A 24,849-nucleotide genomic window follows, 5' to 3' on the forward strand; every position below is an offset into this window, starting at 1 on the left:
GCGTCACTTCGTATCGGTGACGCAGTCCTGCAGGTCGAAGCCGTCGAGCCGGGCGGCATCGAGGCGGGCGCGGGTGAAGTCGGTGGCGACATGGCGGCCACTGAACCGGCCGCTGGCCAGATAGATCGGCATACGGCCCGACTGCGCGGCCGAGAAATCGCTCCAGCGCAGGTTGGACTCCACGAACCGCACGCCGGCCACCTTGGCATCCGTGAAGTTGGCGCCGGCCAGGTTGGCGCGGGTGAAGTTCGCCAGCAGCAGGCTGCTGCCCTTGAACTTGGTGCCGCGCAGGTCGCAATCGGCGAAATCGCCGCCATCCAGCACCAGGCCGGAGAAATCGTGGTAGGCGATGCGGCGGCCCGACAGGTTGAGCTGACGGCCCTGCTTGCCATGGGTCTCGACCCAGACGCGATGCTGTTCGACGGCCTCGGCCAGTTGGGCGGCATAGGCGGCCGGGCCGACCAGACGCTCTTCCTGGCTCTGCAGGCGCTTGGTGTCGACACCGCGGATCACCGCATTGGAGAAATCAGCCCCCGTCGCCACCACGTCTTCGACCGTGGCGTTGACGATCTGGGCGTCCTTCAGGTTGGTGCCCACCATGCGGGTGCCGACCAGACGGGCGTCGTTCAGGTTGGCGCCGGTCAGATTGGCGTAAGAGAGATCGGCGCCACGCAGGTTGCTGCCGAAGAAATTCGCGCCGGTCAGATCGGCGCCGACCAGCGATGCGCCGCTCAGGTCGACGCCGGCGAACTGCGCCCGCGAGGCGGTGGCATATTCCAGCAGGCAGTCGCTGAGGTCGGAGACGTCGACGCCCACGCGTTCCTGCCCGCCCGGCTTCATCATCAGGCCGCCGCGGAAATCGGCATCAACCAGGATGGCGTTGTTCAGGTTGGCGGCCTTGAGGTTCACGCCGCGCAGCACCGCCTTGGTCAGGTTGGTATTCTGCAGGTCGGCATTGGCCAGATCAGCGCCGAACAGGTCGGCCTCGGCCAGGTTGGCGCGCGCCATGCGGGCCGAGCGCAGGTTGGAGCCCACCATCTTGGCGCGGCGCAGCGAGCGGCCTTCGAAATTGGCGTTCTCGAGATTCTTGTGCGTGTAGTCCAGCACCTCAGGCACGGCTTTCCCTTCGCGCGACAGGTCATCGCGATGCACAAAGGTCGTCGTCCGGGTCTTGCGGGAGGTCATGATGGCGGCGGGTTTTCGAATGGGGCCTGTTTACCACATCCCCGGCCGGCTAAAAGCGGATTCTGGTTGTTTTGAAACGGTTCCAAAACAGAACGGCCCGGAGGGGTGCTCCGGGCCGCGGGTCTCTCGCGGGACATAAGCGTAAAGATTACAGCCCCTTGACGATGTCCTCGACCATCTTCTTGGCGTCGGCCAGCAGCATCATCGTGTTGTCCTTGTAGAACAACTCGTTATCGATGCCGGCATACCCTGACGCCATCGAGCGCTTCACAAACAGAACCGTCTTGGCCTTGTCCACGTCCAGGATCGGCATGCCGAAGATCGGGCTCTTGGGATCGTCGCGGGCGGCCGGATTCGTCACGTCATTGGCGCCGATCACAAACGCGACATCGGCGGTCTGGAATTCGGAGTTGATCTCCTCCAGCTCGAACACCTCGTCATAGGAGACGTTGGCTTCGGCCAGCAGCACGTTCATATGACCGGGCATGCGGCCCGCCACCGGATGGATGGCGTATTTCACTTCCACGCCCTCTTCCTTCAGCTTGTCGCCCATTTCGCGCAGCGCATGCTGGGCTTGGCTGACCGCCATGCCGTAGCCCGGCACGATGATGACCTTGCCGGCATTCTTCATGATGAAGGCCGCGTCGTCGGCCGAACCCTTCTTGTAGGGACGATCGACCTTCTGGCCGCCGGCAGCGGCAGCCGTGTCGCCACCGAACCCGCCGAGGATGACGTTGAACAGCGAGCGGTTCATGCCCTTGCACATGATGTAGGACAGGATCGCGCCCGAAGAACCGACCAGCGCGCCGGTGACAATCAGCGCCGGGTTCTGCAGGGTGAAGCCGATGCCGGCCGCGGCCCAGCCCGAATAGCTGTTCAGCATCGAGACGACGACAGGCATGTCGGCGCCGCCGATCGGGATGATGATGGTGAAGCCGACGATCAGCGCCAGCACCGTCACCGCCCAGAACAGTTCACGGCTCGGGTTCATGCAGAAGGCGACGACCAGGCCGACGATGACCAGGCCGATCAGGGCATTCAGGATATGCTGGCCCTTGAAGATCACCGGGCTGCCCGAGACCAGGCCCTGCAGCTTGGCAAAGGCCACCAGCGAGCCCGAGAAGGTGATGATGCCGATGACGACGCCGAGCGACATCTCGATGCGCGCCGCCACGGTGATCACGCCGGCAGCATCCACGATGCCGTAGGGCGCGGGATTGTAGAAGGCGGCCGCGGCCACCAGCACGGCGGCAAGGCCGACGAGGCTGTGCATGGCGGCGACCAGCTGCGGCATCGCCGTCATCTGGATGCGGCGGGCCAGCACGGTGCCGACGGCACCACCGATCACCAGCGCGACCAGCACCCAGACGATGGTGTCGCCGAGCGCGCCGAGATTGGCGATGGTGGTCAGCACGGCAATGCCCATGCCGGTCATGCCGTAGAAGTTGCCCTTGCGGCTGGTCTCGGGCGACGAAAGCCCGCGCAGCGCCAGGATGAACAGGATGGAGCTGACGAGGTAGAGCAGCGCGGTCAGTTGGATCGGCATGGCGCGGCCCTCACTTCTTTTCTTTTTTCTTGTACATGGCCAGCATGCGCTGCGTGACCAGGAAGCCGCCGAAGATATTCACGGCGGCGAGCGCGATGGCCAGCAGGCCAAAGATCTTCGAGGCATCGAACACGGCCGATGCGCCGGCGGCGATCAGCGCGCCGACGATGATGACCGAGGAAATCGCGTTGGTAACGCTCATCAGCGGGGTATGCAGCGCAGGCGTCACGCTCCAGACCACGTAATAGCCGACAAAGCAGGCAAGTGCGAAAACCGTCAGCAGCGAGAAGAAGGAATAAACCTCACCCATGATCAATTCCCCTCTTTCAGCATCGCATGCACCACCTGCCCGTCACGGGTCAGGCAGGTGCCGGTCACGGTCTCGTCTTCCGGATTGAACTTGAAGGTCTTGGCATCCTTGTCCCAATGCGGGCTGAGGAAATTCCACAGATTCTTGGAAAACAGGTTGGAGGCATCGACCGGCACGCGGCTGGGATAGTTGGTGTAGCCGACGATCTTCACGCCGTTCACCACCACAACCTCGTCGGGCTTGCTCAGCGGGCAGTTGCCGCCGGCCTCGACGGCCAGATCGATGATCACCGAACCCGGGCGCATCGACTTCACCATGTCTTCCGTCACCAGCACGGGAGCCGGACGGCCCGGGATCAGCGCCGTGGTGATGATGATGTCCTGCTTCTTCACGGTCTCGGCCACCAGGGCGGCCTGCTTGGCCTTGTACTCGGCCGACATTTCCTTGGCATAGCCACCCGAGGTCTGCGAGCTGCGGGCCTCTTCGTCATCGACCCAGACGAACTTGCCGCCCAGGCTTTCCACCTGCTCCTTGGTGGCCGGACGCACGTCGGTGGCCGACACCACCGCGCCCAGGCGCTTGGCCGTCGCGATGGCCTGCAGGCCCGCCACGCCGACACCCATAACGAAGACGCGCGCCGGGGCAATCGTGCCGGCCGAGGTCATCATCATCGGGAAAGCGCGACCGAAATGGCTGGCCCCATCCAGCACCGACTTGTAGCCGGCGAGATTGGACTGCGAGGACAGAATATCCATCGACTGGGCACGCGTGATGCGCGGCATCAGTTCCATGGCATAGGCATTCACGCCAGCGGCGGCATAGGCCTTGACCTGATCACGCTGCTGCAGCGCCTGCAGGCCGGCGACGAGAACCGCGCCCTTCTTGAGCAGCGCCAGTTCATCGCTGCCTTCGGCCGCCGTCATCGGCCGCTGCACCTTCAACACCATGTCGGCATCGCCGACGGTGGCCTTGGCATCGGCAGCGATCTGCGCGCCCATGGCGGTGTATTGATCATCGGGGATATCGGCAGCGAGGCCCGCACCGGTCTCGATCACGACCGTGCAGCCAAGGCCGACGAATTTCTTCACCGTCTCCGGCGAGGCTGCCACGCGCTTTTCGCCGCTGCGGCGTTCCTTTGGAATACCGATTTTCATTGTGATCCCCCCGAACGCTTAAACAAGAAAAAGGCGGCGCCTCGCAGCGCCGCCCGGCAGCTTCAGGCCACGAACAAGGCCATCAGGATCAGCAATACGATCACCGCAACCGAACCCCAGGTGGTCAGCTTCATGAAGCCGGCCCAGGTGCTCTTGTGCATGCTGATATCCATGGTGCCCATCTTGTGTTCTTCGGCCATAACGCCCTCTACCTGTTTAGGGATTGAATCCACGGGGATATTACGCTGGCGGCCAAAGCCCGCACAACCCTTGCTCCGCCCCGGCCCCTTCCCCCATGGGCCCGGAACCACAGGAAAACGCAAGGGAAATCAGGCGATCAGGCCGACGAGCTGGCCGATGCGGCGATGGGCGGCGGCGATATTGTCATTGGCGCCGCTCTGGTAAGCCCGGCTGGCGCGCTGGGCCGGACCATCGGACGACGGGCTGACGGCGGCAGCGCCGGGCGCCGGCGTGGCCGCTGCCGCGGCAGCAGTGCCGGTCTGGTCCGCAGCAGGCTGCGTCGTCCCCGCTTCATCCTTTCCGGGCTGGCCCGCCTCGGCCTGCTTTGCGCCGACCGGAGCCGGCCCGATCAGCCTGACCTCGACGCCGCCGGTCTCGGCGGCGGCTTCGCCCGGCAACGGCGACGCCTCGCCTTCGGTCTGCGCCTTCAGGTCCGCTTCGGCCTTCTCCCGGTCCTCGGCCCGCTCGGCTTCCTTGGTTTCGGCTTCCACCCGCTTCTCTTCGCGGATCTGGGCCAGCGCCTGGACACGCAGCTGCGCGGCGGCTGCCGCCACCGCACGATCCGCACCCGACGGATCGGCCGGCGCCAGCGCGGCGGCGGCAACCTGCGATGCCTTGCGCAGGGTGGCTTCGGGATCGGCTTCCGCGCCAATGTCGATGGCGACCTCGCCGCCAACCGCATATTGCTGGCCATCGGGGCCCTTGGCGTAGCTGTAAGACGGCGCGCCGGCATACTGGCCGCCGACCGCGGCATGCGCGCGCTCATGGGCGCGCACCTTGGCGTCCACCTGCTTCAGCTTGGCGACCTGTTCTTTCTCTTCGTCGGAGAGCTCACCACCCGGGCCCTTCTTCTCGTCGCCGCCCTTCTGCTCCTGCGCGCCCAGCAGCGTGGCGCCGCTGGCCAGTGGTTTCTCCGGAGGCTTTTCCTGGGGTCTGCCCTGAGGAGCAGCCTGCTCACCCGCGCCACTGCCGGGCACCGGCCGCCGCGTGTCAGCCGTGCCGCTGCGCTCCGGCCCTGCCGCCGCTTCGCCACCCAGGACGATCAGTCCGGGAAACTCGGCCTGCAGCCGCGCCTTGTTGGCGGCGCCATGGATGTTGCATTCGAAGGACGAGCAGGCGGCATCTCCGCCGGCAGCGGGCTGCGACGGGATGGAAGCGCCGTAACTCGGGATCGAACCCGGCGAAAAGAGCGACAGACTGCCGACCATGCCCCATTTTCGGGCCAAAACTGCCCGGCGGCAACCGGGAATCGGGCCTGTTCCAGAAGGGTTGGAGCGGGATTACCGGGGAAATCTGACCGGCTGGCGGCGGCCCGACAGGCGATGGGGCCGAGCCGGCTGCGCCGGCGTTTCGGCCTGTACGCCGTGCGAGCCATAGACCGCGTCATCGCCATCGCGATGGCGGTCGAGGTCGCTCTCGAAGGCGCGTTCATGCGTGGGATGGTCGGACGTGCGGCCGTCTTCGGCAGCAGGTTGGCGCGGTGGCATAACAGGTCTCCTCTGCTGATACCGGGTTTAACCCGCGAGGCAGAGGCCGGTTCCGCTATATCGGGCTATCGAGCCCGGCCGCCTTCAGCGCCGCGGCCTGGCGTTTTTCCAGCGCTGCCGCATCGAAGCCCGCGATCAGGTCATGGAACAGGCGGTGCCAGTTGATCTCGGCCTTCAGATGGAGGAACACGCCGCCGAGACCGATGGCTGCGCGATCCATGAAGACGAATTCGCGCGGCGGCGTAACGCCGCCCAGCGTCTTCAGCTTGCGATGCACCTCCTCGGCCACCTCGCGACCATAGACGCCGCTCTGCTCCATCTCCTGGATGCGGCGCGGCCGGTCTTCCAACAGCGGCGCATAGACGAACGCGGCCCAGAGATTGAGCGTGTCGATCACATCATTGCTCAGACCTGTAAAACCCCAGGTCTCGTAAGCATGCACGGCCAGTGCGCGGTCATCGGTGGAGATGGCGCGATAGAGATCAATCACGCCGGAGACGAATTTCGCCGGGAAGATGCGCACGCAGCCGAAATCCAGCAGGTTGATGCCGAAGTCGTCGCGCACCGTGTAATTGCCCAGATGCGGATCGCCATGGATCACACCGCAGCGGTAGAACGGCACATACCAGGCGCGGAACAGGTTCATCGCAATGGTATTGCGGGTTTCCTGCGACGCATCCTTGAAATCCAGCAGGCGGCGGCCCTCAAGCCAGCTCATGCTGAGCAGGCGTCTGGTCGTCAGGTCTGCGACCGGCACCGGCACATGCACCTGCGCCTCGTCGGCCAGCATGGCACTGTAGAGCCGCATATGCCGGCTCTCACGCTCGTAATCCAGTTCCTCGCGCAGGCGGGTGGCGATCTCGTCATGGATATGCGTGGTGTCGATGGCGGCATCATACCGCTTGTAGATGCCGAAGATCAGCTTGAGCTGTCGCAGGTCGGCTTCCACCGCCGAGGACATGTCGGGATATTGCAGCTTCACCGCCAGCGGCGCGCCATCCTTGGCCACGGCGCGATGCACCTGGCCGAGGCTCGCCGCGGCCGACGCTGCCAGATCGAAGCTTTTATATTTCGCCTGCCATTGCGGCCCCAGCTCGGTGGCCATGCGGCGCTTCACAAAAGCCTGACCCATCGCGGGCGCATTGGCCTGCAGCTGCGCCAGTTCCTGCACGTATTCCTTGGGCAGCGCATCGGGGATGGTGGACATGATCTGCGCCACCTTCATCAGCGGGCCTTTCAGACCGCCGAGCGCATTGCGCAGGTCCACCGCATGCTGCGCGCGATCCATCTTCACGCCCAGCACGCGTTCGGCGCCCAGCCGCGCCGCCAGGCCGCCGACGGAGGCGCCGACCCTGGCGTAACGGCGGACGCGACCGAGTGTGCTGTCGCGCTCTGTCATGGATTTAGGACAGCTGCTCCAGCTCGTCGATGAAGCCGCCGATGACGTTGAGACCCTTCGACCAGAAAGCCGGATCGGAGGCGTCAAGACCGAAGGGCTTGAGCAGCTCCTGATGCCGCAGCGTGCCGCCCGCCTTCAGCATGGCGAAATACTTCTCCTGGAAGCCCTGCTCGGCATCCTGGTAGCGCGCATAGAGCGCATTCACCAGACAGTCGCCGAAGGCATAGGCATACACATAGAAGGGCGAATGGATGAAATGCGGGATGTAGCACCAGAAGGCGCTGTAATCCTGGTCGAAGCGGATCGCCGGTCCGAGGCTTTCCTTCTGCACGCCCATCCAGATTTCGCCGATGCGGTCCGGCGTCAGCTCGCCCTCGCGACGCGCGGCGTGCACCTGACGCTCGAACTTGAAGAAGGCGGTCTGGCGCACCACCGTGTTCAGCATGTCCTCGACCTTGGAGGCCAGCATCAGCTTGCGGCGTTCCGGCCCGGCCTGATCGAGCAGGGCGCGGAAGGTGAGCTGCTCGCCGAAGACCGACGCCGTCTCGGCGAGCGTCAGCGGCGTATCCGACATCAGCGGACCCTGCTCGGCGGCCAGCAGTTGATGCACGCCATGGCCCAGCTCATGCGCCAGCGTCATCACGTCGCGCGTGCGGCCCTGATAGTTCAGCAGCAGATACGGATGCGCGCTCGGCACAGTCGGATGCGCAAAGGCGCCGGACGCCTTGCCCGGCCGCGCCGGGGCGTCGATCCAGGCATTGTCGAAGAACTTCTTGCCCAGACTGGCCAACTCCGGCGAGAAGCGGCCATAGGCCTTGAGCACGATGTCGCGCGCCTCGTCCCAGACGATCACGCGGTCGTTGTCCTCGGGCAGCGGGGCGTTGCGATCCCACCAGGGCAGCTTCTTCATGCCCATCCACTGGGCTTTCAGCTTGTAATAGCGATGCGACAGCTGCGGATAGGATGCCGTGACCGCATCGGTCAGCGCATTCACCACGTCCGGCTCGACGCAGTTGGACAGATGGCGGAAGGCTTCCGGCGTCGGGTACTTGCGCCAACGGTCCTCGACTTCCTTGTCCTTGGCCAGCGTGTTGGTGATCAGCGCAAACAGCCGGATATTCTGCTTGAAGACTTTCGCCAGCGTCTTGCCGGCCAGCTTGCGGGTCTTGCCATCGCGATCCGACAGCTTGTGCAAGACCTGCTCGGCGGTCAGCTGCTCCTTGCCATAGGGAAAGCGCAGGCCGGCCATGGTCTCGTCGAACAGGCGGTTCCAGGCCGCCTTGCCAGCCACAGCCTTTTCATGCAGCAGCCGCTCCAGTTCGTCATCAAGCTGATGGTCGCGGAACAGCCGCAGGTCACGCAGCCAGGGCCGGTAATGCGCCAGCTTTGCCGAGGCCGCATATTTCTGTTCCAGCGCAGACTCTTCCAGCCGGTTCAGCTCCAGCGTCAGGAACAGCAGGCTGGTGGTGATGTCGTTCAGCTTTTCCTGCATGTCCTGATAGAAGCCGGCGACCTTCGGGTCAGCCATGTCGCCGGCATAGGCCAGCGAGGCATAGGAGTACATGCGGCCGAGCAGGTCCTGCAGCGCTTCGTATTCCGTGACCACACCGGCGAGGTCGTCGCCCGAGGCGTTTGCGACCTTGCCTTTCCAGTCGCGTTGCAGCTTGCTCGCGCGCTCGGCGACCGCGGCGAGGTCGCGCTTGAGTTCGGATGATTCCAGACCCGGATAAAGATCGTTCAGGTCCCAGACCGGCAGGGCGCCGTAATCGTTGGCGACAGAATCCTTGGCGGGAGAAACAGCGGCGGGGGAAGCCATGCGGAAACCTCGTTTTGCGGTTGCAGCATTATATGGGAGAGGACGCCGGCTTTGACCAGAGCGAGCCCCTCAAACGGTGATTATCCCAGCAGAAAATGTGCGTGCGCCGTGGCCACCGGCTTGGCCGGGTCGTCCTGCCAGGCCTCTGCGCGCACATTGGCGACGCGCCGGCCATGCTTGGTGATGATGGCACGGGCAAAGGTCTCGACCGGACGGGCCGAGCGCAGGTAGTCGACCGACAGGTCAATGATCTTCGGGATGGCGTCGGTTTCGGCCGACCAGATCAGCTGCACGATGGCGGCCGATTCCAGCAGCGCACCGACCACGCCGCCATGCAGCGCCGGCAGGCGCGCATTGCCGATCAGCTTGGGGTCGCCGGGCAGCACGCAAACCAGTTCGCCCTGCTCCGCCCCCGCCTTCACGCTGAGGCCGAGGAAGCGGAAATACGGCACCGCATTGAGGAAGGGCGTGAAGTCGCGATTGGCCCGCGCCTCTGCGATCAGGGTCGGAAAGTCGAGGCTCATGCCGCACCTCCCGGAACCGGGATCGGCGGCTTGTCGGAAGACCCGATCATGAAGGTGGCGACGCAATTGGCCACCAGATCATCGGGCGCATCGGGGTGATAGGCGCGCGCGCGCACAAAGGCGATGGAGCGGGTCAGCTTGTAGCATTCGGCGGTGGCGTAGAGGTCCTTCTGCGCCGCCGCCGGCTTCAGGTAGTCGATGCGCAGGTCGAGCGTGGCGATGGCCTGCAGCTTCTGGTGCTTGGCCAGTAGGGCGCCGAAGACCACCATGCCGGCGACACTGTCGATCAGCGAAGTCACCGCGCCGCCATGCAGCACGCCGCTGACCGGATCGCCGACCAGATCGGGATTGTAGGGCAGCGACAGGGTGATATGCGTGCGCTTCACCTCGATCACCTTTACGCCCAGCGCCGCGCAATGGGGAATCCCCTGCACGATCATGGCCTCGACCACCTTGGGGTCGACGCCGTTCGGATCGATCTGCGGCACTTCACTCATCAGAGCATATTATGATAGCGGCGATACCAGTCGACAAAACGCGGAATGCCCACGTCGATGGGCGTGGTGGGCTTGAAGCCGGTGTCGCGCTGGATGGCAGAAATGTCGGCATAGGTCGCCGGCACGTCACCTTCCTGCAGCGGCAGCAGTTCCTTTTCGGCCTTGCGGCCCACTGCCTGCTCGATCAGGTCGATCATGCGCAGCAGCGGCTCGGACTTGTTGTTGCCGATGTTGTACAGGCGATAGGGACGGCCGTGTTCATTGGGCGGCGGCGGATTGTCCAGCGTCTTCACGATGCCGTCGACGATGTCGTCGATATAGGTGAAGTCGCGTTCCATATTGCCGTAATTGAAGACCTTGATCGGCTTCCCCTCGAAGATCGCCTTGGCGAAGATGTACATCGCCATGTCGGGCCGGCCCCAGGGACCGTAGACGGTGAAGAAGCGCAGGCCGGTCTGCGGGAAGCCGAAGAGATGCGTATAGGCATGGCTCATCAGCTCGTCGGCCTTCTTGGTCGCGGCATAGAGCGAGATCGGCGCATCCACGCGATCCTCGACAGCGAAGGGCAGCTTGGTATTGCCGCCATAGACCGACGACGACGAGGCATAGACCATATGCTCGCAATTCGGCAGGTTGCGGCAGAATTCCAGCATCACCAGATGGCCCAGCACATTGGACCGGATATAGGCGTAAGGGTTGGTCAGCGAGTAGCGTACCCCGGCCTGGGCGGCCAGGTGAATCACCTTGCGGATATCGGCGCCCTTGGTGGCGGCCTGCACGGCGCCGGCTTCGGCGACGTCGATCTGATGGAATCGGAAACCCTTTTGATTGAGCAGCTGTTCGAGTCGTGCGTGTTTCAGGCGCGGATCGTAATAATCGTTCAGATTATCGAGACCGATCACCTCTTCGCCGCGCGCCAGCAGGGACTGCGCGACATGAAACCCGATGAACCCAGCAGCGCCCGTCAGCAGAATGGCCATGAATCAACCCGATTTACGGGACAGTGTGTCCCTTTAATGCTCCCGCGCTATCTATCAGAATAGCCTGAAAGAGCAACCGGCCCACTGTTGCAGTGCACGCTTCGTTTTCTCTCGACCCGGCGCGGCTGGCACCCTATAATTAGGTAAGTAATGCTGACCTAAATTTGGCAGCAGGCCGCCGGAAGCGGCCAGACATGGTGATGGTATCGGGAGGATATCGAATGCTGGCGAATGTCACGCTGGACGATAAATACACCCTCGAACGCGGTCGCGTCTTCCTGACCGGCACCCAGGCGCTGGTGCGCCTGCCCATGTTGCAGCGGAAGCGCGACCTGGCCGCCGGCCTGAACACCGCCGCCTTCATTTCCGGCTATCGCGGCTCCCCGCTCGGCCTGTTCGACCAGCAGCTCTGGAAAGCGCGCAAGTATCTCAAAGAGAATCACATCCAGTTCCAGCCCGGCGTGAACGAGGACCTGGCCGCCACCGCCGTCTGGGGCAGCCAGCAGCTCAACATGTTCCCGCGGGCGAAATACGACGGCGTCTTCGGCATCTGGTATGGCAAGGGTCCGGGCGTCGACCGCTCGATGGACGTGTTCAAGCATGCCAATTCGGCCGGCACGTCGAAGCATGGCGGCGTGCTGGCGCTGTGCGGCGACGATCACGGCGCCGCCTCCTCCACCGTGGCCCATCAGTCCGAACACATGATGATGGCCGCCATGATGCCGATGCTGCATCCGGCCAATGTCCAGGAATTCATCGATTACGGCCTGCTGGGCTGGGCGATGTCGCGCTATGCGGGCATCTGGGTCGGCTTCAAGTGCCAGACCGAAACCGTCGAAAGCTCGGCCAGCGTCTCGATCGATCCGGATCGCCTGCAGATCGCCTACCCCACCGATTTCCAGATGCCGCCGGGCGGCCTCAACATCCGCTGGCCCGATGCGATCCTGGAGCAGGAAGACCGCCTGCAGCGCCACAAGGCCTATGCAGCCCTGGCCTTTGCCCGCGTCAACAAGATCGACCGCGTGGTGATCGACAGCCCGCGCCCGCGCCTTGGCATCATCACCACCGGCAAGTCCTACCTGGATGTGCGTCAGGCGCTGGAAGACCTCGGGATCACCGAGGAGATGGCTGCCGACATGGGTATCCGCCTCTACAAGGTCGGCATGGTCTGGCCGCTGGAGCGCGAGGGCGCCCGCCATTTCGCCGAAGGCCTGGAAGAGGTTCTGGTCGTCGAGGAAAAGCGCGCCGTCATCGAGAACCAGCTGAAGGAACAGCTCTACAACTGGCGCGAGGACGTGCGTCCGCGCGTGATCGGCAAGTTCGATGCCGAGGGCAAGTGGCTGCTGCCGTCGTCTGGCGAAATCTCACCGGCAATCGTGGCCAAGGCGCTCCATACCTGGCTCAAGCGTTACGGCACCAATGCCCGCATCGAGGAGCGCATCGCCTTCATCGAGCAGAAGGAGCGCGAGACCGCCGCCAGCAGCATCGGCAAGACCCAGCGCACGCCATATTTCTGCTCGGGCTGCCCGCATAACACCTCGACCCGCGTGCCCGAAGGCAGCCGCGCGGTAGCCGGCATCGGCTGCCACTTCATGTCGCTGTGGATGGACCGCTCGACTGCGACGTTCACGCAGATGGGCGGCGAAGGCACGCCCTGGATCGGCCAGGCGCCCTTTACCGAAGACAACCACATCTTCGCCAATCTGGGCGACGGCACCTATTTCCATTCCGGCCTGCTGGCACTGCGCGCCTCCATCGCGGCCAAGGTGAACATCACCTACAAGATTCTGTTCAATGACGCGGTCGCCATGACCGGCGGCCAGCCGCATGACGGCCAGCTCACCCCGCAGCAGATTTCACTGCAGGTCTATGGCGAGGGCGTGCGCCGCATTGCCCTGGTCAGCGACGAGCCGGATAAATATCCGGTCGGCACTGAATGGGCGCCGGGCACCACTTTCCATCATCGCGACGACCTGGACGCCGTGCAGAAGGAACTGCGCGACATCCCGGGCTGCACCGTGCTGATCTACGACCAGACCTGCGCCGCCGAAAAGCGCCGCCGCCGCAAGCGCGGCACCTTCCCTGATCCCGACAAGCGCGTATTCATCAACGAGGCGGTCTGCGAGGGCTGCGGCGACTGCTCGGTGAAATCCAACTGCGTCTCGGTCGAGCCGCAGGAGACCGAGCTTGGCCGCAAGCGCAAGATCAACCAATCGTCGTGCAACAAGGACTTCTCTTGCGTGAAGGGCTTCTGCCCCAGCTTCGTCACCGTGCATGGCGGCAAGGTCAAACGCGCCAAGGTGCAGGTGAAGAAGAATCCCGAGGGCGTAGCGGATGACCTGTTCGCCAACCTGAAAACCCCGGAAGTCGCGCCGCTCAGCCAGCCCTACAACATCCTGATCACCGGCATCGGCGGCACGGGTGTGGTCACCATCGGCCAGATTCTCGGCATGGCGGCGCATATTCAGGGTTACGGCACCAGCGTGCTGGACTTCACCGGTCTGGCACAGAAGAACGGCGCCGTGCTCAGCCATGTGCGCATCGCCATGAACCCCGACGACATCCATGCCGTGCGCGTGGCAGCCGGCGGCGCCAACCTGGTGCTGGGCTGCGACATGGTGGTGGCGGCCGGCGACGCGGCGCTGGAGAAGATGCAGAAAGGCGCGACCCGCGCGCTGATCAACACACACCTGACTCCCACAGCCGCCTTCCAGCTCAATCCTAATCTTCAGCTGGACGACAACCAGATGGCGCAGGCCATCCGCAATGCGGCGGGCGAGAACCTGTCGGAATTCGTGGAAGCCACCCGCATCGCCACGGCTTTGATGGGCGATGCCATCGCCACCAACATGTTCATGCTGGGCTATGCCGTGCAGCGCGGCCTGATCCCGGTCTCACTGGACGCCCTGCTGCAGGCCATCGAGCTGAACGGCACTGCCATCGACGCCAATAAGAAGGCGCTGAACTGGGGCCGGCTCTATGCCCAGGACGCCAAGACCGTGGATGCCATCGCCGAGCCGACCATGGCGACGATGATCCCCAAGGCCTTTGCCAAGACCACCGAAGACCTGCTGGCCGATCGCATGCCGCGTCTGGTTGCTTATCAGAACGAGGCTTACGCGGAACGTTACAAGACGCTGGTGGAAAAAGCGCAGGCCGCCGAGACCCAGAAGGCCAAGGGCTTGACCGGTTTCTCCGAAGCCGTCGCGCGCTATGCCTACAAGCTGATGGCCTACAAGGACGAGTACGAAGTCGCGCGGCTGTATACCGACGGCGAGTTTCTGAAAAAGCTGAACGCGCAGTTCGAGGGCGACTTCAAGCTGGAATTCCATCTGGCGCCGCCGCTGCTCAACCCGCCCGATCCCGAAACCGGCATCGCGCAGAAGAAGCAGTTCGGCCCGTGGATGTTCCGCGCCTTCAAGCTGCTGGCCAAGTTCAAGGGTCTACGCGGCACCAAGCTGGATGTCTTCGGCTACACCCATGAGCGCCAGACCGAACGCAGGCTGATCGAGGATTACGTCAACCTGATCGAGGAACTCTGCGCCAAGCTGAACTCCGACAATCACGGCCTTGCCGTGGCTTTGGCCAAAATCCCGGAAGACATCCGCGGCTACGGCCATGTGAAGGTGAAGCACCTGAAGGCGGCCAAGGACAAGGAAGCCAAGCTGCTGGCCAGCTTCCGCGATCCGGCACCCCTGGCGACGGCTGCGGAGTAGAAAAAGTCAGATGCCCGGGCTATGCCCGGGCATAACAAATACAAGCGGCCTTCAGGGCTTTGTCGAGAAATACCATATGCCAGATGCTGCAAAAATCAGCAGAAACAGACCAACCAGACCCCACATAATTTTTCTTGTGCGGGGATGGACGAATAGAAATTCAGAAATCAGATCGAATATAAAACTGAACATATCGCCTCCGGCTACAACAGAAATTGTATAATACTTTTCTAGCTGTACCATCGTTCTTAGTGTGAGTTCGGAAACCTAAAACGATACTCCTGCCGCTGCGGCATGCCGCAGCGTTATAATCCAAAAGGTAATTGCGGATCATCGGACGTCATGGCTTGATCTGGCCATGACGACGCCCGAGATCATCCGCCTGCAGCGCAACACAGAAGCCACCAGCTTCGCATTGCATGTCTACCCCGCCACGAATGCAGCTGCACCGGCCATCCTGATCGAGCCGGCCATGGGCGTGAAGGCCGGCTATTACACGCCGCTCGCCGCCGGACTGCAGCAGGCCGGCTACAATGTCGCTGTCGCCGAACTGCGCGGCCATGAAGAGACCGGCGGCCGGCGGCCGGGACGCGACTACGACTTCGGCTACACCGAGATGCTGACCGAGGACTGGCCGCAGGCCGTCACGGCCGTGAAGGCGCGCTTTCCCGACGCCCCCTTCTATCTCTACGGCCACAGCCTCGGCGGTCAGATCAGCGCGATCTATGCCGCCCATCATCCAAAGCAATTAAACGGCCTGATCCTCACCGCCGTCAGTTCGGTGCACTGGAAACTCTGGCCGCTGCCCTTCTGGCCCTACAGCCAGGCGGCCGTGCTGGTCTCGAAACTGCTTGGCCATTTTCCAGGCGAAAAATTCAAATTCGCCGGTCGCGAGGCGCGCAGCGTGATCGCCGACTGGGGCCGGCAGGCACGCACCGGGCGGTTCTGGTTCGGCAAACCGTCCCGCGTCGACCATGATGCCGCATTGGCGACCATGGCCCTACCCGTACTGGCGATTTCGCTGCAGGGCGATTTCTTCGCGCCCAAACACGCGATGGACGACATCGTGCGGCGCTTCCCCGGGGCGGCAGTGACCCGCCACCATCTCGATCCCAAGGCAATGGGCATCGACGGCATCGACCATTTCCGCTGGGTGCGTAAGCCCCAGGTAGTAATTCCGAGCATCATAGACTGGCTGAACAGCCACTGACCGCTTGCACGGCCGCGCGGGATCGGTCAGAACCCGCGAATGATCTCGCTTCAGATACTCGACGCTCCCACGTTAGAGCGCATGGCCACCGATCCGGTCGCCGCGCTGGCCGCCTATCCCAACCACGCGGATGTCGCCGACGTGGTGAAAGACGTGGCCGAAGCCACGCTGGCGCTCTATGCGCGGACCGGCGCGACCGCACCCTGGCTGAGCTACCTCACCATTCGCGAGGCCGACAATGCCGTCGTCGGCACCTGCGCCTTCAAGTCGGCGCCGGTGCAGGGCCTGGTCGAGATCGCCTACTTCACCTTTCCGGGCCATGAAAATCAGGGCATAGGCAAGGCCATGGCGCGCGAACTGCTGAAGATCGCGTTCAATGAATATGAGATTCAGGCCGTGGTGGCGCATACCCTGCCGGAGGAGAATGCCTCCACCTCCATCCTGCGCAGCCGCGGCTTTGCGCTGATCGAAGCCGTGGATGATCCGGAAGATGGTCACATCTGGCGCTGGGGACTGGCGCGCCCGTAAGGCGGAACGGCCTAGCGGCCCTCGTAGCACTTCACGTCGGTGCGTTCACCGCTATCCATGTTTTTGTCGGGCACGCGGAAGATTTCCATGGTGCCGCGATTGCGCAGCTTGCATTCGCCCAGCGGCATCCAGGCCGAGCGCAACGTCACGATGATATGCTCGCCGGCCTTCAGCTTGTCGGGCGCGCAATAACGCATCACTTCCTGCGCCTTCACGTTCACCGTGCTGCGCTGGCGGCCTTCGCGCGCCAGCGTGATCGGCCAGTTGAATTTCGTGAGATTGGCTACCGAGATGCAGGCCTGCGCGTCATCGGTGATGATCGATGGCGGGCGCTGCTGTGCGACAGCATCGAGGGAAAGCAGCGCTGCCAGGCCGACAAGTGCCAGACTGGCGGCGCGCATGGGTTATTCCGCCGCGGCGGCGTCGGCAGCGCTGTGGTCGGTCGTCATACCCAGCGCGTCCATGTAAACCTGCAGGAGTGTTTCCTGCTCGGCCAGATCGGCCCTGTCCATCTTGCGCAGACGGATCACTTGGCGAAGAATCTTCGCATCAAAGCCATGCGCCTTCGCCTCGGCGTAGACTTCCTTGATATCATCGGCCAGCGCCTTCTTCTCTTCTTCCAGACGCTCGATGCGGGCGACAAGCTGGTTGAGCTGGTCAGTCGAGAAGTTGCCGGAGTTGAGCTTGGCCATGGTGGCGACCCTTCATGAAAATCGGTGAATGCGGTTGGCGCGGATTATAGCCAGCAGCGCCCGCCCGCCTACCACCGCACATCAGTTATCCACAGGAATGCGCCACCTGTGGACAGATGGCGGTTATCCCTAATGTTTATGGCTTTTCTGCGCCTCGGCGAAGGCCTTCTGCTGATTGGGGCTCGCCTCTTTCTGGTATTTCGCCTGCCAGTCGGCATAGGGCATGCCGTAGATGGTCTCGCGGGCCGCCATTTTATCGATCTCGATTCCCTTGCCCTTGGCGGCGTCCTGGTACCAGTTCGACAGGCAGTTGCGGCAGAAGCCGGCCAGGTTCATCAGGTCGATATTCTGCACATCGGTGCGCTCGCGCAGATGCTCCACCAGGCGGCGGAAGGCGGCGGCTTCCAGCTCGGTCTGCGTCTTGTCGTCGATCTTGTCGGCCATCGGAATGCCTCTCAGCTTGGTATCTCGAAATTGACGGTCTCGGCGATCAGCCAGTCCACCACGGCCTTCAGCGCACCCGCCTTGTCCATCCCAGCATGTAGCGCATCGCGGTAGACTTGCAACTGCCGTTGCGCGGATGTGCCACGGGAAAGAATACCGCGCGCCTGCTCGATTTCGGGCAGGCAGTCCATCCGGGCGGCTTCCTCGCGCACCAATTCGATCAGTTCCTCCAGCAGGCTGGCGTAGGGCAGCGCCTCGCCCTTGCCGAAATCAACCAGCGTGCCCGCGATACCGTAGCGCTGGGCCAGCCAGCGGTTCTCGTCGATCAGCGCATTGGCATAGATGCGCCAGCGCTGGTTCTTCTGCTTCAGCCGCAGCAGCACAGCGAGCAGGCAGCGATAGAGCGCCGCGATACTGATGCCGTCATCGAGCCTTGTGCAAACATCGGTGACGCGCAGCTCCAGCGTGGGATAGCGCGCCGAGGGCCGGATATCCCACCACAGCTTGGTCGCATCCTGGATCAGGCCGGCCTGCATCAGGCGGTTCACCAGCCGCTGGTATTCGCCCCAGGTTTCCAGACGCTCGGGCAATCCCGTGCGCGGCAGGCTATCGAAGACCGAGAGGCGATAGGATTGCAGCCCGGTTTCCTCGCCCTGCCAGAACGGCGACGACGCCGAGAGTGCCAGCAGATGCGGCAGGAAATAGCTGACCTGATTCATCAGGTCGATGCGCAGGTCATCATCCGGGATGCCAACATGGACATGCATGCCGCAGATGATCAGCCGCCGCGCCACGCCGGCCAGATCCTTGGCCAGCTGGTCGTAACGCGCGCGGTCGGTATGCTTCTGGTCGCTCCATTTAGCGAAGGGATGCGTGGATGCAGCGATCGGCGCCAGCCCGTGCCTGGCGGCAACCCCGGCGATGGCAGACCGCAGGCGCACCAGATCGCTGCGTGCCTCAGCCATATTGCCGCAGACCTTGGTGACAATCTCGATCTGGCACTTCAGGAATTCGGGATTGATCTGGCCGCCGACCAGGCTTTCACATTCGGCCAGCAGCGCATCGGGCGGCTCCACCGCCAGTATACCGGTCTGGCGGTCGACCAGCAGATGCTCCTCCTCGATGCCGATGGTGAACTCGTCGGCAGAGATCATGGTTCCCCCGGATACGCTGTAAAGATCAGGCAGCAGTAACCGCCGGGCGCAGCAGCCCGGCGTCGATGAGCATACGCCGGAAGCAGCGTTCCAGCCGCACCGACCATTCCTTCACGCCGGCCTCATCGCTGACCAGATCCTGCCGCACTTCGATCATCACGTGATGCAGCCCCTTGTTCTGGCCATGGGCAAAGATCGAATAGCCGGAATGGTCCTTGCCGCTGTAGGGCTCGTTGTCGCCCACGACAAGGTCGCCCTCGTCGCGCAGCGCCTTGAGCAGCGGCTGGGCCAGACGACCGTCGCGGTCCCAGACCACGCCGATATGCCAGGGCCGGTCCGTGCCCTTCACCCGCATGCGCGGCGTGAAGCTGTGGATCGACAGCAGCGCCGGCTCGGGCACGCGTTCGCGTGCCGCATCCAGCGTATCCTCGATGGCGGCATGATAGGGATGGAAATACTTGTTCAGCCGGCGCTCGCGCTCGGCCGGGTCGAGATTGCGATTGCCCGGCACGATGGTGCCGTCGCTCACTTCGCAGATCAGGGTCGGATCGTCGGGCCGGCGATTGCAGTCGATGATCAGGCGCGATACGCCGCTGAACACCGCCGGCGCATCCAGCGTCTGTGCCAGCCGTTCGGTGATCGCGGCCGTGCCCGGGTCCCAGCCTATATGCCGCAACAGTTCGTCATCGGGCAGGCCGAGGTTGTTCATGGCTGACGGCACCGCGCGCGAGGCGTGATCGCAGATCAGCACGGCCGGGGCGCGGCCCTGCGCATTGAGAACGCGGAAACTCGGGGGGTCTTGTTCGCTCATCGGCCAGAAAAGGTTTCAGCTCTGAAACAGTCCGGCCGGCTGGAGGGAAATCCGGGATGCCAGGTTTGCATAACAGCGGCAGGCTGCACTAAGGTTGCGGCGACATTTTGACAGATCATAGACGAAACCAGGCTGTGCTGCACCATATCGCCATTATCGGCAGCGGTCCTTCGGGACTGTTTTGCGCCGACGCCCTGATCCGCCAGCGTCCGGACCTGAAAATTGACGTTTTCGACCGGCTGGCCACGCCTTACGGGCTGGTGCGATTCGGAGTGGCGCCTGATCACCAGGGCACCAAGGCGGTGACCCGCCAGTTCGACCGCCTCTTCGCCAACGAAAATGTGCGCTTCCTGGGTAACGTGGCCGTGGGCCGGGACATCCCGCTGGCCGAGCTGAGCAGTCATTACGATGCCGTCGTGCTGGCGCTGGGCGCTCATGCCGACCGGCCTATGGGCGTGCCCGGCGAGGACCTGCCCGGCTGCTATGGCTCGATGGCCTTTGTCGGCTGGTATAACGGCCACCCCGATTTTCGCGACCTTGAACCCCTGCTCGACCGCCCGGCCGTGGCCGTGATCGGCGTGGGCAATGTGTCGGTCGATATCCTGCGCGTGCTGGGCAAGAGCAAGGCCGAGATGGCGAGCAGCGACCTCACTGCTCATGCGGCCGAGGTCATCAGCGCAGCGCCGCTGACCGATCTCTATGCGCTCGGCCGTCGCGGCCCGATCGAGGCCAGCTTCACCAGCGCCGAACTGGCCGAGATCGGCCGGCTGGAACGCGTGCGTCCGGTGGTGAACAAAGCCGATCTTCCTGAATGCCTGCCCGCTGGCATCGGTCCGGCCGAGCTGAAGGTGAAGGAAAAGAACCTGCAGCTGCTGCATGAATTCGCCGACCGCACCGATGACAAACCTATCAAGCTGCATTTCATGTTCAACCAGCGCTCTGAAGCCGTGCTGGGCAGCAGCCGCGTCGAAGGCCTGAAGCTTGTCGGCCGCGAAGCGCCGCTGGAGATCGGCACGCTGATCCGCGCCATCGGCTACTACACCGCCACCGACGGCGACCTGCCGCCGGCCGATGCGAAAGGCGTGATCGCCAATACCGACGGCCGCATCACCTCCGGTCTCTATGTCGTGGGCTGGGCCAAGCGTGGCCCTTCGGGCACCATCCCGACCAACCGCGCCGAAGCCAAGACTGTCGCCGACCTGATTCTTGCCGATTACGCCGAAGACATGTCGCCGGCGAAAGCCGGATCGGGCGCGCTGGATTCCTGGCTGATGGCGCGCGGCGTCAATGTCGTGGACTGGGCCGGCTGGAAACGTATCGAGACAGTTGAGACCGCAGGCGCCATCGCGCCAAGCCCCCGCGCCAAGTTGGCCGACTGGACCAGCCTGCGCCAACATGGATGCAAGCTATGAAACTCTACAATTACGACGCCTCGCCCTTTGCCGCCCGCGTGCGCCTGTTCTTGCGCGCCCGCAATGCCACGCTTGAAATGATCAAGCCGCCGGCGCCGGCCGAATACCGGCAGATCACGCCACTGGGCAAGGTGCCGGCCCTCCTGCTGGATGACGGCAGCATCCTGCCGGAATCCGAAGTGATCTGCGCGTATCTTGATGGCGTGCTGCCCGGCGCCTCGCTCTGGCCTGCCGATCCAGCAGAGTGCGCTAGGGTCAATCTGATCGTGCGGCTGGTCGATCTCTACGTTGCGCCGGCGCTGCATGATTTCTTCGTCCTGCTGTTCACCGCACCCGAAAACCATGCCGCCGTCGCCGCCCTCGCCCCGCCGCTGGCGCGCGGGCTGAAGTTCCTCGATGTCTATGTGGCGAAGGAGGGCTGCGCCGCCGGTGCAGGCATCACGCAGGCCGACTGCGCGCTAGCGCCGGCCCTGCTCTATGTGGCGGAAGTGATGCCGCTGGCACTGGGCCAAGACCTGCTGGAAAAGCGTCCGGCGCTGGCCGCCTACTGGCAGCGTATCCGCGAGCATGAGACGGCAAAGCCAGTGCTCGAAGAAATCCGCGCCAATATCAAGAAAAGCTACGCCGCGGCGATCGAGAAAATGCAGCCGCGCTGAGCGCTGCCTACTGCAGATCGCCGATCTTGAAGTCCATCACCAGGATTTTGGGGTAGCCTTGGGCATTGGGCGGCATGGCCATCGGCTGCGCGTTGCGCATCGCCCGCATCAGGGTTTCCATCGCCGTGCGCAGCGCGATTGCCTGCGGGCGCTGGTCATTGGCGATCCGGTCCCAGCCGCGGATCATCGCGCTCATGTCCCAGGGATCGTTCTTGCCGAACGGCGGCGCCAGCATGCCATTGGCCAGCACCATATAGGCGCCATCGATCTGGATATTGGCGAATTGCGGCGCGTCGAAATCGATCGGCCAGATGGTGACGATCTGGCTGAGGAAGAAATCGCTTTCCGACTGCGTCATCCGTTCGCCCGGCATGCCCGGCGTGCCGGCGGCGCCGGCCTGGCGATTGCCGGACTGCGCCTGGTTCTGGCGTTGCTGCGGTTGTTGCTGGGCTGCGCGCGGACGAGAACCGAGCGCATCCTGCGGCGGGGTCGGCTGCTGGTCGGCAGGTTTTGATTGCGGGCGGTTGCGCTCGCCTGCACTGGGCGGCGCCATCGAGCGGTCGGTGACCGGCGCGCCACGCTGAAGCTGCGGCACGGCCGAAGGCGGCGGCGGCTCGACCTGCGGTGCCTGCGCCTGAGGTGCAGGCTGTGTCGGGATGGGCGGCGGTGGAGGTGGAAGCGCAGCCTTGGGCGGCTCGGGCATGACGAACTCGGCCAGAATCGGCGGCGGCTCGGGCTGGAGCCGCCAGGTCCAGGGCTCCAACACCATCATCAGAGCGACCAGCCCATGCAGCACGACGGATAACAATGCCGCCAGCATCAGCCGGCGATCATCCCAGTCACGTGCACGATATTCAGAAAAACTGGCCATTCCATACACTTAGCGCTGACGTAGCGGCAGTCCAAGGCTTTTGCCCGCATTCTTTCGGTCGGCTATAACCGATTGTCCGACAATGTAGAAGATTCCCGGAGAGAAACGTGACCGATCCCGTCGCCTATGCCGTCCAGGACGGCGTTGCCGTCCTCACCATCGAAAATCCCCCCGTCAACGCGCTGAGCCAGGGCGTGCGCGCCGGCATCATCGCCGGGCTCGACAAGGCCGATGCCGATGCCGCCGTTCAGGCGGCCGTGATCATCGGCGGCGGTCGCACCTTCATTGCCGGTGCCGACATCAAGGAATTCGGCAAGACCCCCACCCAGCCCTATCTGCCCGAAGTGCTGAAGCGCATCGAGGCGATGACGAAGCCGGTCGTCGCGGCCCTGCATGGCACCGCATTGGGCGGCGGCTTCGAGGTCGCACTCACCTGCCATTGGCGTGTCGGCATCGACAGCGGCCAGGTCGGCCTGCCGGAAGTGAAGCTCGGCCTCTTGCCCGGTTCGGGCGGCACGCAACGCCTGCCGCGCGTGGTCGGCCCCAAGGTGGCGCTCGACATGATCGTGTCCGGCAACCCGATGCCGAACAAAAAGGCCGCCGAACTGGGCGCCATCGATGAGATCGTCGGCGGCGACCTGCTGACCGGCGCACTCGCCTTCGCGAAGAAGGTCGTGGCCGAGAAGCGCCCGCTGCGGCTGGTGCGCGACATGAACGACAAGGTCACCAATGTCGACCCTGCGGTGTTCGCCGATTATCGCAAGAGCATCGAGAAGAAGGCCAAGGGCTTCCTCGGTCCCTGGCGCTGCATCGACGCAGTCGAAGCCGCCACCAAGCTGCCGATCGATGAAGGCCTCGCAAAAGAGCGCGAGTACTTCTTCGAGTGCATGGCCAGCCCGCAGCGCAAGGGGCAAATCCATGCCTTCTTCTCCGAACGCGAAGCGGCGAAAATCCCCGGCCTGCCCGAAGATGCGCAGCCCAAGCAGATCAAGTCCGCCGCCATTCTGGGCGCCGGCACCATGGGCGGCGGCATCGCCATGAATTTTGCCAATGCCGGCATTCCGGTGAAACTGCTGGACACCTCACAGGAGGCTCTGACGCGCGGCCTGGGCGTGATCGAGAAGAACTACGCGACCTCTGTCGCCCGCGGCAGCATGAAGCAGGAGGCCATGGATCGCGCGATGAAGCTGATCTCGGCCACCCAGCATTTCGAGGATATCGGCGATGCCGACATCGTCGTCGAGGCCGTGTTCGAGGAGATGGGCGTCAAGAAGGAAGTCTTTGGCAAGCTCGATAAGGTGATGAAGCCCGGCGCGGTGCTGGCCACCAACACCTCGACGCTGGACATCGACGAGATCGCCAGCGCCACCAAGCGGCCCGAAGCCGTGATCGGCACACATTTCTTCAGCCCGGCGAATGTGATGAAGCTGCTGGAGAATGTGCGCGGCGCCAAATCCTCGCCCGAGACCATCGCCACTGTAATGGCGCTGGGCAAGACGCTGAAGAAGGTCGCCGTGCTGGCCGGCAATTGCGATGGCTTCATCGGCAACCGCATGCTGCATGGCTATAGCCGCCAGGCCAACTTCCTGCTGGAAGAAGGCGCGACACCCGAGCAAGTCGACAACGCATTGGAGCGTTTCGGCCTCGCCATGGGGCCATTCCGCATGGGTGACCTCGCCGGCCTCGACGTGGGTTGGCGCATCCGCAAGGGCAAAGCGCATCTGCGCCCCAAGGATGAGCGCTATTCGCCCGTCGCCGACCGCCTGTGCGAACTGGGCCGTTTCGGCCAGAAGACCGGCGCCGGCTTCTACAAGTATGACGGCCGCAATGCCATGCCCGATCCGGTGGTTCAGGAGATCATCCTGGCCTCGGCCAAGGAACAAGGCATTGAACGGCGGGAGATTTCCGACGAGGAAATCGTGCAGCGCTGCATGTATCCGCTGGTCAATGAAGGCGCGAAAATCCTGGAGGAAGGCATCGCCATCCGGGCCAGCGATATCGACATCACCTACCTTTTCGGCTATGGCTTCCCCGTCTATCGCGGCGGGCCGATGTTCTGGGCCGAACAGATCGGTCTCGACAAGGTCCTCGCCACGATCCGCGGCTTCCACAAGATCCACGGCAAGCACTGGGAACCAGCCAATCTGCTGGTGCAGCGTGCCGAAGCCGGCAAGGGGTGGAACGACCGCTAAGCGGGCCCATATCAGGACAGCCGGG

Annotated in this window: 23 protein-coding genes and 1 pseudogene; 6 read left to right on the forward strand and 18 right to left on the reverse strand. The window is 63.8% G+C overall.

The annotated features are described in order from the left end of the window. Window positions 1–3: 3 nt before the first annotated feature. The 12 genes and pseudogenes from AC1RRE_RS13560 to AC1RRE_RS13615 all read right to left on the reverse strand — a co-directional run bounded on the left by AC1RRE_RS13560 (window position 4) and on the right by AC1RRE_RS13615 (window position 11,138). Window positions 4–1,185, reverse strand: coding sequence for a pentapeptide repeat-containing protein (locus AC1RRE_RS13560; protein ID WP_492981716.1), 1,182 nt, complete (start codon window positions 1,183–1,185; stop codon window positions 4–6). Window positions 1,186–1,333: 148 nt separating this feature from the next. Continuing rightward, window positions 1,334–2,731, reverse strand: a complete 1,398-nt coding sequence (locus AC1RRE_RS13565; RefSeq protein WP_492981717.1) for an NAD(P)(+) transhydrogenase (Re/Si-specific) subunit beta — start codon at window positions 2,729–2,731, stop codon at window positions 1,334–1,336. Between the two features lie 10 nt (window positions 2,732–2,741). After that, window positions 2,742–3,023: pseudogene (locus AC1RRE_RS13570) on the reverse strand (proton-translocating transhydrogenase family protein); the annotation flags it as partial. 20 nt (window positions 3,024–3,043) lie between these two features. Next, on the reverse strand, window positions 3,044–4,195 hold the full coding sequence (locus AC1RRE_RS13575; protein ID WP_492981718.1) for a Re/Si-specific NAD(P)(+) transhydrogenase subunit alpha: 1,152 nt from the start codon (window positions 4,193–4,195) through the stop codon (window positions 3,044–3,046). 62 nt (window positions 4,196–4,257) lie between these two features. Further along, window positions 4,258–4,395, reverse strand: a complete 138-nt coding sequence (locus tag AC1RRE_RS13580) for an aa3-type cytochrome c oxidase subunit IV (protein ID WP_492981719.1) — start codon at window positions 4,393–4,395, stop codon at window positions 4,258–4,260. A 129-nt stretch (window positions 4,396–4,524) separates the two neighbouring features. After that, window positions 4,525–5,643 (reverse strand): putative metalloprotease CJM1_0395 family protein, encoded by a 1,119-nt coding sequence (locus AC1RRE_RS13585; RefSeq protein WP_492981720.1) that lies wholly within the window; start codon window positions 5,641–5,643, stop codon window positions 4,525–4,527. Between the two features lie 72 nt (window positions 5,644–5,715). Beyond that, window positions 5,716–5,922, reverse strand: a complete 207-nt coding sequence (locus AC1RRE_RS13590; RefSeq protein WP_492981721.1) for a hypothetical protein — start codon at window positions 5,920–5,922, stop codon at window positions 5,716–5,718. A gap of 55 nt (window positions 5,923–5,977) precedes the next feature. Then, entirely contained in the window at window positions 5,978–7,321 is a 1,344-nt protein-coding gene (locus tag AC1RRE_RS13595; protein ID WP_492981722.1) for an ABC1 kinase family protein, read from the reverse strand. 4 nt (window positions 7,322–7,325) lie between these two features. Continuing rightward, complete coding sequence (locus AC1RRE_RS13600; protein ID WP_492981723.1) at window positions 7,326–9,137, reverse strand: M3 family oligoendopeptidase; 1,812 nt, start codon at window positions 9,135–9,137, stop codon at window positions 7,326–7,328. 80 nt (window positions 9,138–9,217) lie between these two features. Further along, window positions 9,218–9,661 carry a PaaI family thioesterase gene (locus tag AC1RRE_RS13605; protein WP_492981724.1) on the reverse strand — a complete coding sequence of 148 codons (444 nt, stop codon included), beginning with the start codon at window positions 9,659–9,661 and terminating at the stop codon, window positions 9,218–9,220. Next, complete coding sequence (locus tag AC1RRE_RS13610) at window positions 9,658–10,158, reverse strand: PaaI family thioesterase (protein WP_492981725.1); 501 nt, start codon at window positions 10,156–10,158, stop codon at window positions 9,658–9,660. The genes AC1RRE_RS13605 and AC1RRE_RS13610 overlap by 4 nt, the downstream gene beginning before the upstream one ends. Then, the gene (locus AC1RRE_RS13615; RefSeq protein ID WP_492981726.1) at window positions 10,158–11,138 is read right to left on the reverse strand and encodes an NAD-dependent epimerase/dehydratase family protein; all 981 of its coding nucleotides are present in this window, start codon (window positions 11,136–11,138) and stop codon (window positions 10,158–10,160) included. Before AC1RRE_RS13615 ends, AC1RRE_RS13610 begins: the two co-directional genes overlap by 1 nt. 221 nt (window positions 11,139–11,359) lie before the next feature. Here AC1RRE_RS13615 and AC1RRE_RS13620 point away from each other — a divergent pair, with 221 nt between their 5' ends. The 3 genes from AC1RRE_RS13620 (at window position 11,360) to AC1RRE_RS13630 (ending at window position 16,592) form a co-directional block, all read left to right on the forward strand. Next, window positions 11,360–14,854, forward strand: a complete 3,495-nt coding sequence (locus AC1RRE_RS13620) for an indolepyruvate ferredoxin oxidoreductase family protein (RefSeq protein WP_492981727.1) — start codon at window positions 11,360–11,362, stop codon at window positions 14,852–14,854. A gap of 358 nt (window positions 14,855–15,212) precedes the next feature. Continuing rightward, window positions 15,213–16,064 carry an alpha/beta hydrolase family protein gene (locus tag AC1RRE_RS13625; RefSeq protein ID WP_492981728.1) on the forward strand — a complete coding sequence of 284 codons (852 nt, stop codon included), beginning with the start codon at window positions 15,213–15,215 and terminating at the stop codon, window positions 16,062–16,064. Between the two features lie 39 nt (window positions 16,065–16,103). Further along, window positions 16,104–16,592 (forward strand): GNAT family N-acetyltransferase, encoded by a 489-nt coding sequence (locus AC1RRE_RS13630; protein ID WP_492981729.1) that lies wholly within the window; start codon window positions 16,104–16,106, stop codon window positions 16,590–16,592. 11 nt (window positions 16,593–16,603) lie between these two features. On the opposite strand, the gene AC1RRE_RS13635 is transcribed toward AC1RRE_RS13630, so the two are convergent. From AC1RRE_RS13635 to AC1RRE_RS13655, 5 genes are all read right to left on the reverse strand, one after another. Next, on the reverse strand, window positions 16,604–16,993 hold the full coding sequence (locus tag AC1RRE_RS13635) for a hypothetical protein (protein ID WP_492981730.1): 390 nt from the start codon (window positions 16,991–16,993) through the stop codon (window positions 16,604–16,606). Between the two features lie 3 nt (window positions 16,994–16,996). Beyond that, on the reverse strand, window positions 16,997–17,284 hold the full coding sequence (locus tag AC1RRE_RS13640; protein WP_492981731.1) for a DUF2312 domain-containing protein: 288 nt from the start codon (window positions 17,282–17,284) through the stop codon (window positions 16,997–16,999). Window positions 17,285–17,413: 129 nt separating this feature from the next. Next, complete coding sequence (locus AC1RRE_RS13645) at window positions 17,414–17,728, reverse strand: DUF1244 domain-containing protein (protein ID WP_492981732.1); 315 nt, start codon at window positions 17,726–17,728, stop codon at window positions 17,414–17,416. 11 nt (window positions 17,729–17,739) lie between these two features. Continuing rightward, entirely contained in the window at window positions 17,740–18,879 is a 1,140-nt protein-coding gene (locus AC1RRE_RS13650; protein ID WP_492982939.1) for a carboxylate-amine ligase, read from the reverse strand. A 28-nt stretch (window positions 18,880–18,907) separates the two neighbouring features. Next, on the reverse strand, window positions 18,908–19,693 hold the full coding sequence (locus tag AC1RRE_RS13655; protein ID WP_492981733.1) for an N-formylglutamate amidohydrolase: 786 nt from the start codon (window positions 19,691–19,693) through the stop codon (window positions 18,908–18,910). Between the two features lie 134 nt (window positions 19,694–19,827). Between AC1RRE_RS13655 and AC1RRE_RS13660 the strand changes: the two genes are divergently transcribed. Together AC1RRE_RS13660 and AC1RRE_RS13665 are read left to right on the forward strand one after the other, a co-directional pair. Further along, a complete protein-coding gene (locus AC1RRE_RS13660) occupies window positions 19,828–21,105 on the forward strand; it encodes a ferredoxin--NADP reductase domain-containing protein (RefSeq protein ID WP_492981734.1) in 1,278 nt (425 codons plus the stop codon). Next, window positions 21,102–21,761, forward strand: coding sequence for a glutathione S-transferase family protein (locus AC1RRE_RS13665; protein ID WP_492981735.1), 660 nt, complete (start codon window positions 21,102–21,104; stop codon window positions 21,759–21,761). Before AC1RRE_RS13660 ends, AC1RRE_RS13665 begins: the two co-directional genes overlap by 4 nt. A gap of 7 nt (window positions 21,762–21,768) precedes the next feature. Here the strand turns inward: AC1RRE_RS13665 and AC1RRE_RS13670 are convergent, their stop codons facing one another. Then, on the reverse strand, window positions 21,769–22,632 hold the full coding sequence (locus tag AC1RRE_RS13670; RefSeq protein WP_492981736.1) for a hypothetical protein: 864 nt from the start codon (window positions 22,630–22,632) through the stop codon (window positions 21,769–21,771). A 107-nt stretch (window positions 22,633–22,739) separates the two neighbouring features. On the opposite strand from AC1RRE_RS13670, the gene AC1RRE_RS13675 reads away from it, so the two are divergent. After that, entirely contained in the window at window positions 22,740–24,824 is a 2,085-nt protein-coding gene (locus tag AC1RRE_RS13675; protein WP_492981737.1) for a 3-hydroxyacyl-CoA dehydrogenase NAD-binding domain-containing protein, read from the forward strand. Window positions 24,825–24,849: the final 25 nt, after the last annotated feature.

Source organism: Ferrovibrio sp. GW821-FHT12D07 (genome assembly GCF_058807275.1).

What these genes read in the sequence shown, in the direction of transcription:
- AC1RRE_RS13560 (WP_492981716.1), bottom strand. Translation starts at nt 1,185, where the DNA reads ATGACCTCCCGCAAGACCCGGACGACGACCTTTGTGCATCGCGATGAC.
- AC1RRE_RS13565 (WP_492981717.1), bottom strand. Translation starts at nt 2,731, where the DNA reads ATGCCGATCCAACTGACCGCGCTGCTCTACCTCGTCAGCTCCATCCTG.
- AC1RRE_RS13575 (WP_492981718.1), bottom strand. Translation starts at nt 4,195, where the DNA reads ATGAAAATCGGTATTCCAAAGGAACGCCGCAGCGGCGAAAAGCGCGTG.
- AC1RRE_RS13580 (WP_492981719.1), bottom strand. Translation starts at nt 4,395, where the DNA reads ATGGCCGAAGAACACAAGATGGGCACCATGGATATCAGCATGCACAAG.
- AC1RRE_RS13585 (WP_492981720.1), bottom strand. Translation starts at nt 5,643, where the DNA reads ATGGTCGGCAGTCTGTCGCTCTTTTCGCCGGGTTCGATCCCGAGTTAC.
- AC1RRE_RS13590 (WP_492981721.1), bottom strand. Translation starts at nt 5,922, where the DNA reads ATGCCACCGCGCCAACCTGCTGCCGAAGACGGCCGCACGTCCGACCAT.
- AC1RRE_RS13595 (WP_492981722.1), bottom strand. Translation starts at nt 7,321, where the DNA reads ATGACAGAGCGCGACAGCACACTCGGTCGCGTCCGCCGTTACGCCAGG.
- AC1RRE_RS13600 (WP_492981723.1), bottom strand. Translation starts at nt 9,137, where the DNA reads ATGGCTTCCCCCGCCGCTGTTTCTCCCGCCAAGGATTCTGTCGCCAAC.
- AC1RRE_RS13605 (WP_492981724.1), bottom strand. Translation starts at nt 9,661, where the DNA reads ATGAGCCTCGACTTTCCGACCCTGATCGCAGAGGCGCGGGCCAATCGC.
- AC1RRE_RS13610 (WP_492981725.1), bottom strand. Translation starts at nt 10,158, where the DNA reads ATGAGTGAAGTGCCGCAGATCGATCCGAACGGCGTCGACCCCAAGGTG.
- AC1RRE_RS13615 (WP_492981726.1), bottom strand. Translation starts at nt 11,138, where the DNA reads ATGGCCATTCTGCTGACGGGCGCTGCTGGGTTCATCGGGTTTCATGTC.
- AC1RRE_RS13620 (WP_492981727.1), top strand. Translation starts at nt 11,360, where the DNA reads ATGCTGGCGAATGTCACGCTGGACGATAAATACACCCTCGAACGCGGT.
- AC1RRE_RS13625 (WP_492981728.1), top strand. Translation starts at nt 15,213, where the DNA reads ATGACGACGCCCGAGATCATCCGCCTGCAGCGCAACACAGAAGCCACC.
- AC1RRE_RS13630 (WP_492981729.1), top strand. Translation starts at nt 16,104, where the DNA reads ATGATCTCGCTTCAGATACTCGACGCTCCCACGTTAGAGCGCATGGCC.
- AC1RRE_RS13635 (WP_492981730.1), bottom strand. Translation starts at nt 16,993, where the DNA reads ATGCGCGCCGCCAGTCTGGCACTTGTCGGCCTGGCAGCGCTGCTTTCC.
- AC1RRE_RS13640 (WP_492981731.1), bottom strand. Translation starts at nt 17,284, where the DNA reads ATGGCCAAGCTCAACTCCGGCAACTTCTCGACTGACCAGCTCAACCAG.
- AC1RRE_RS13645 (WP_492981732.1), bottom strand. Translation starts at nt 17,728, where the DNA reads ATGGCCGACAAGATCGACGACAAGACGCAGACCGAGCTGGAAGCCGCC.
- AC1RRE_RS13655 (WP_492981733.1), bottom strand. Translation starts at nt 19,693, where the DNA reads ATGAGCGAACAAGACCCCCCGAGTTTCCGCGTTCTCAATGCGCAGGGC.
- AC1RRE_RS13665 (WP_492981735.1), top strand. Translation starts at nt 21,102, where the DNA reads ATGAAACTCTACAATTACGACGCCTCGCCCTTTGCCGCCCGCGTGCGC.
- AC1RRE_RS13670 (WP_492981736.1), bottom strand. Translation starts at nt 22,632, where the DNA reads ATGGCCAGTTTTTCTGAATATCGTGCACGTGACTGGGATGATCGCCGG.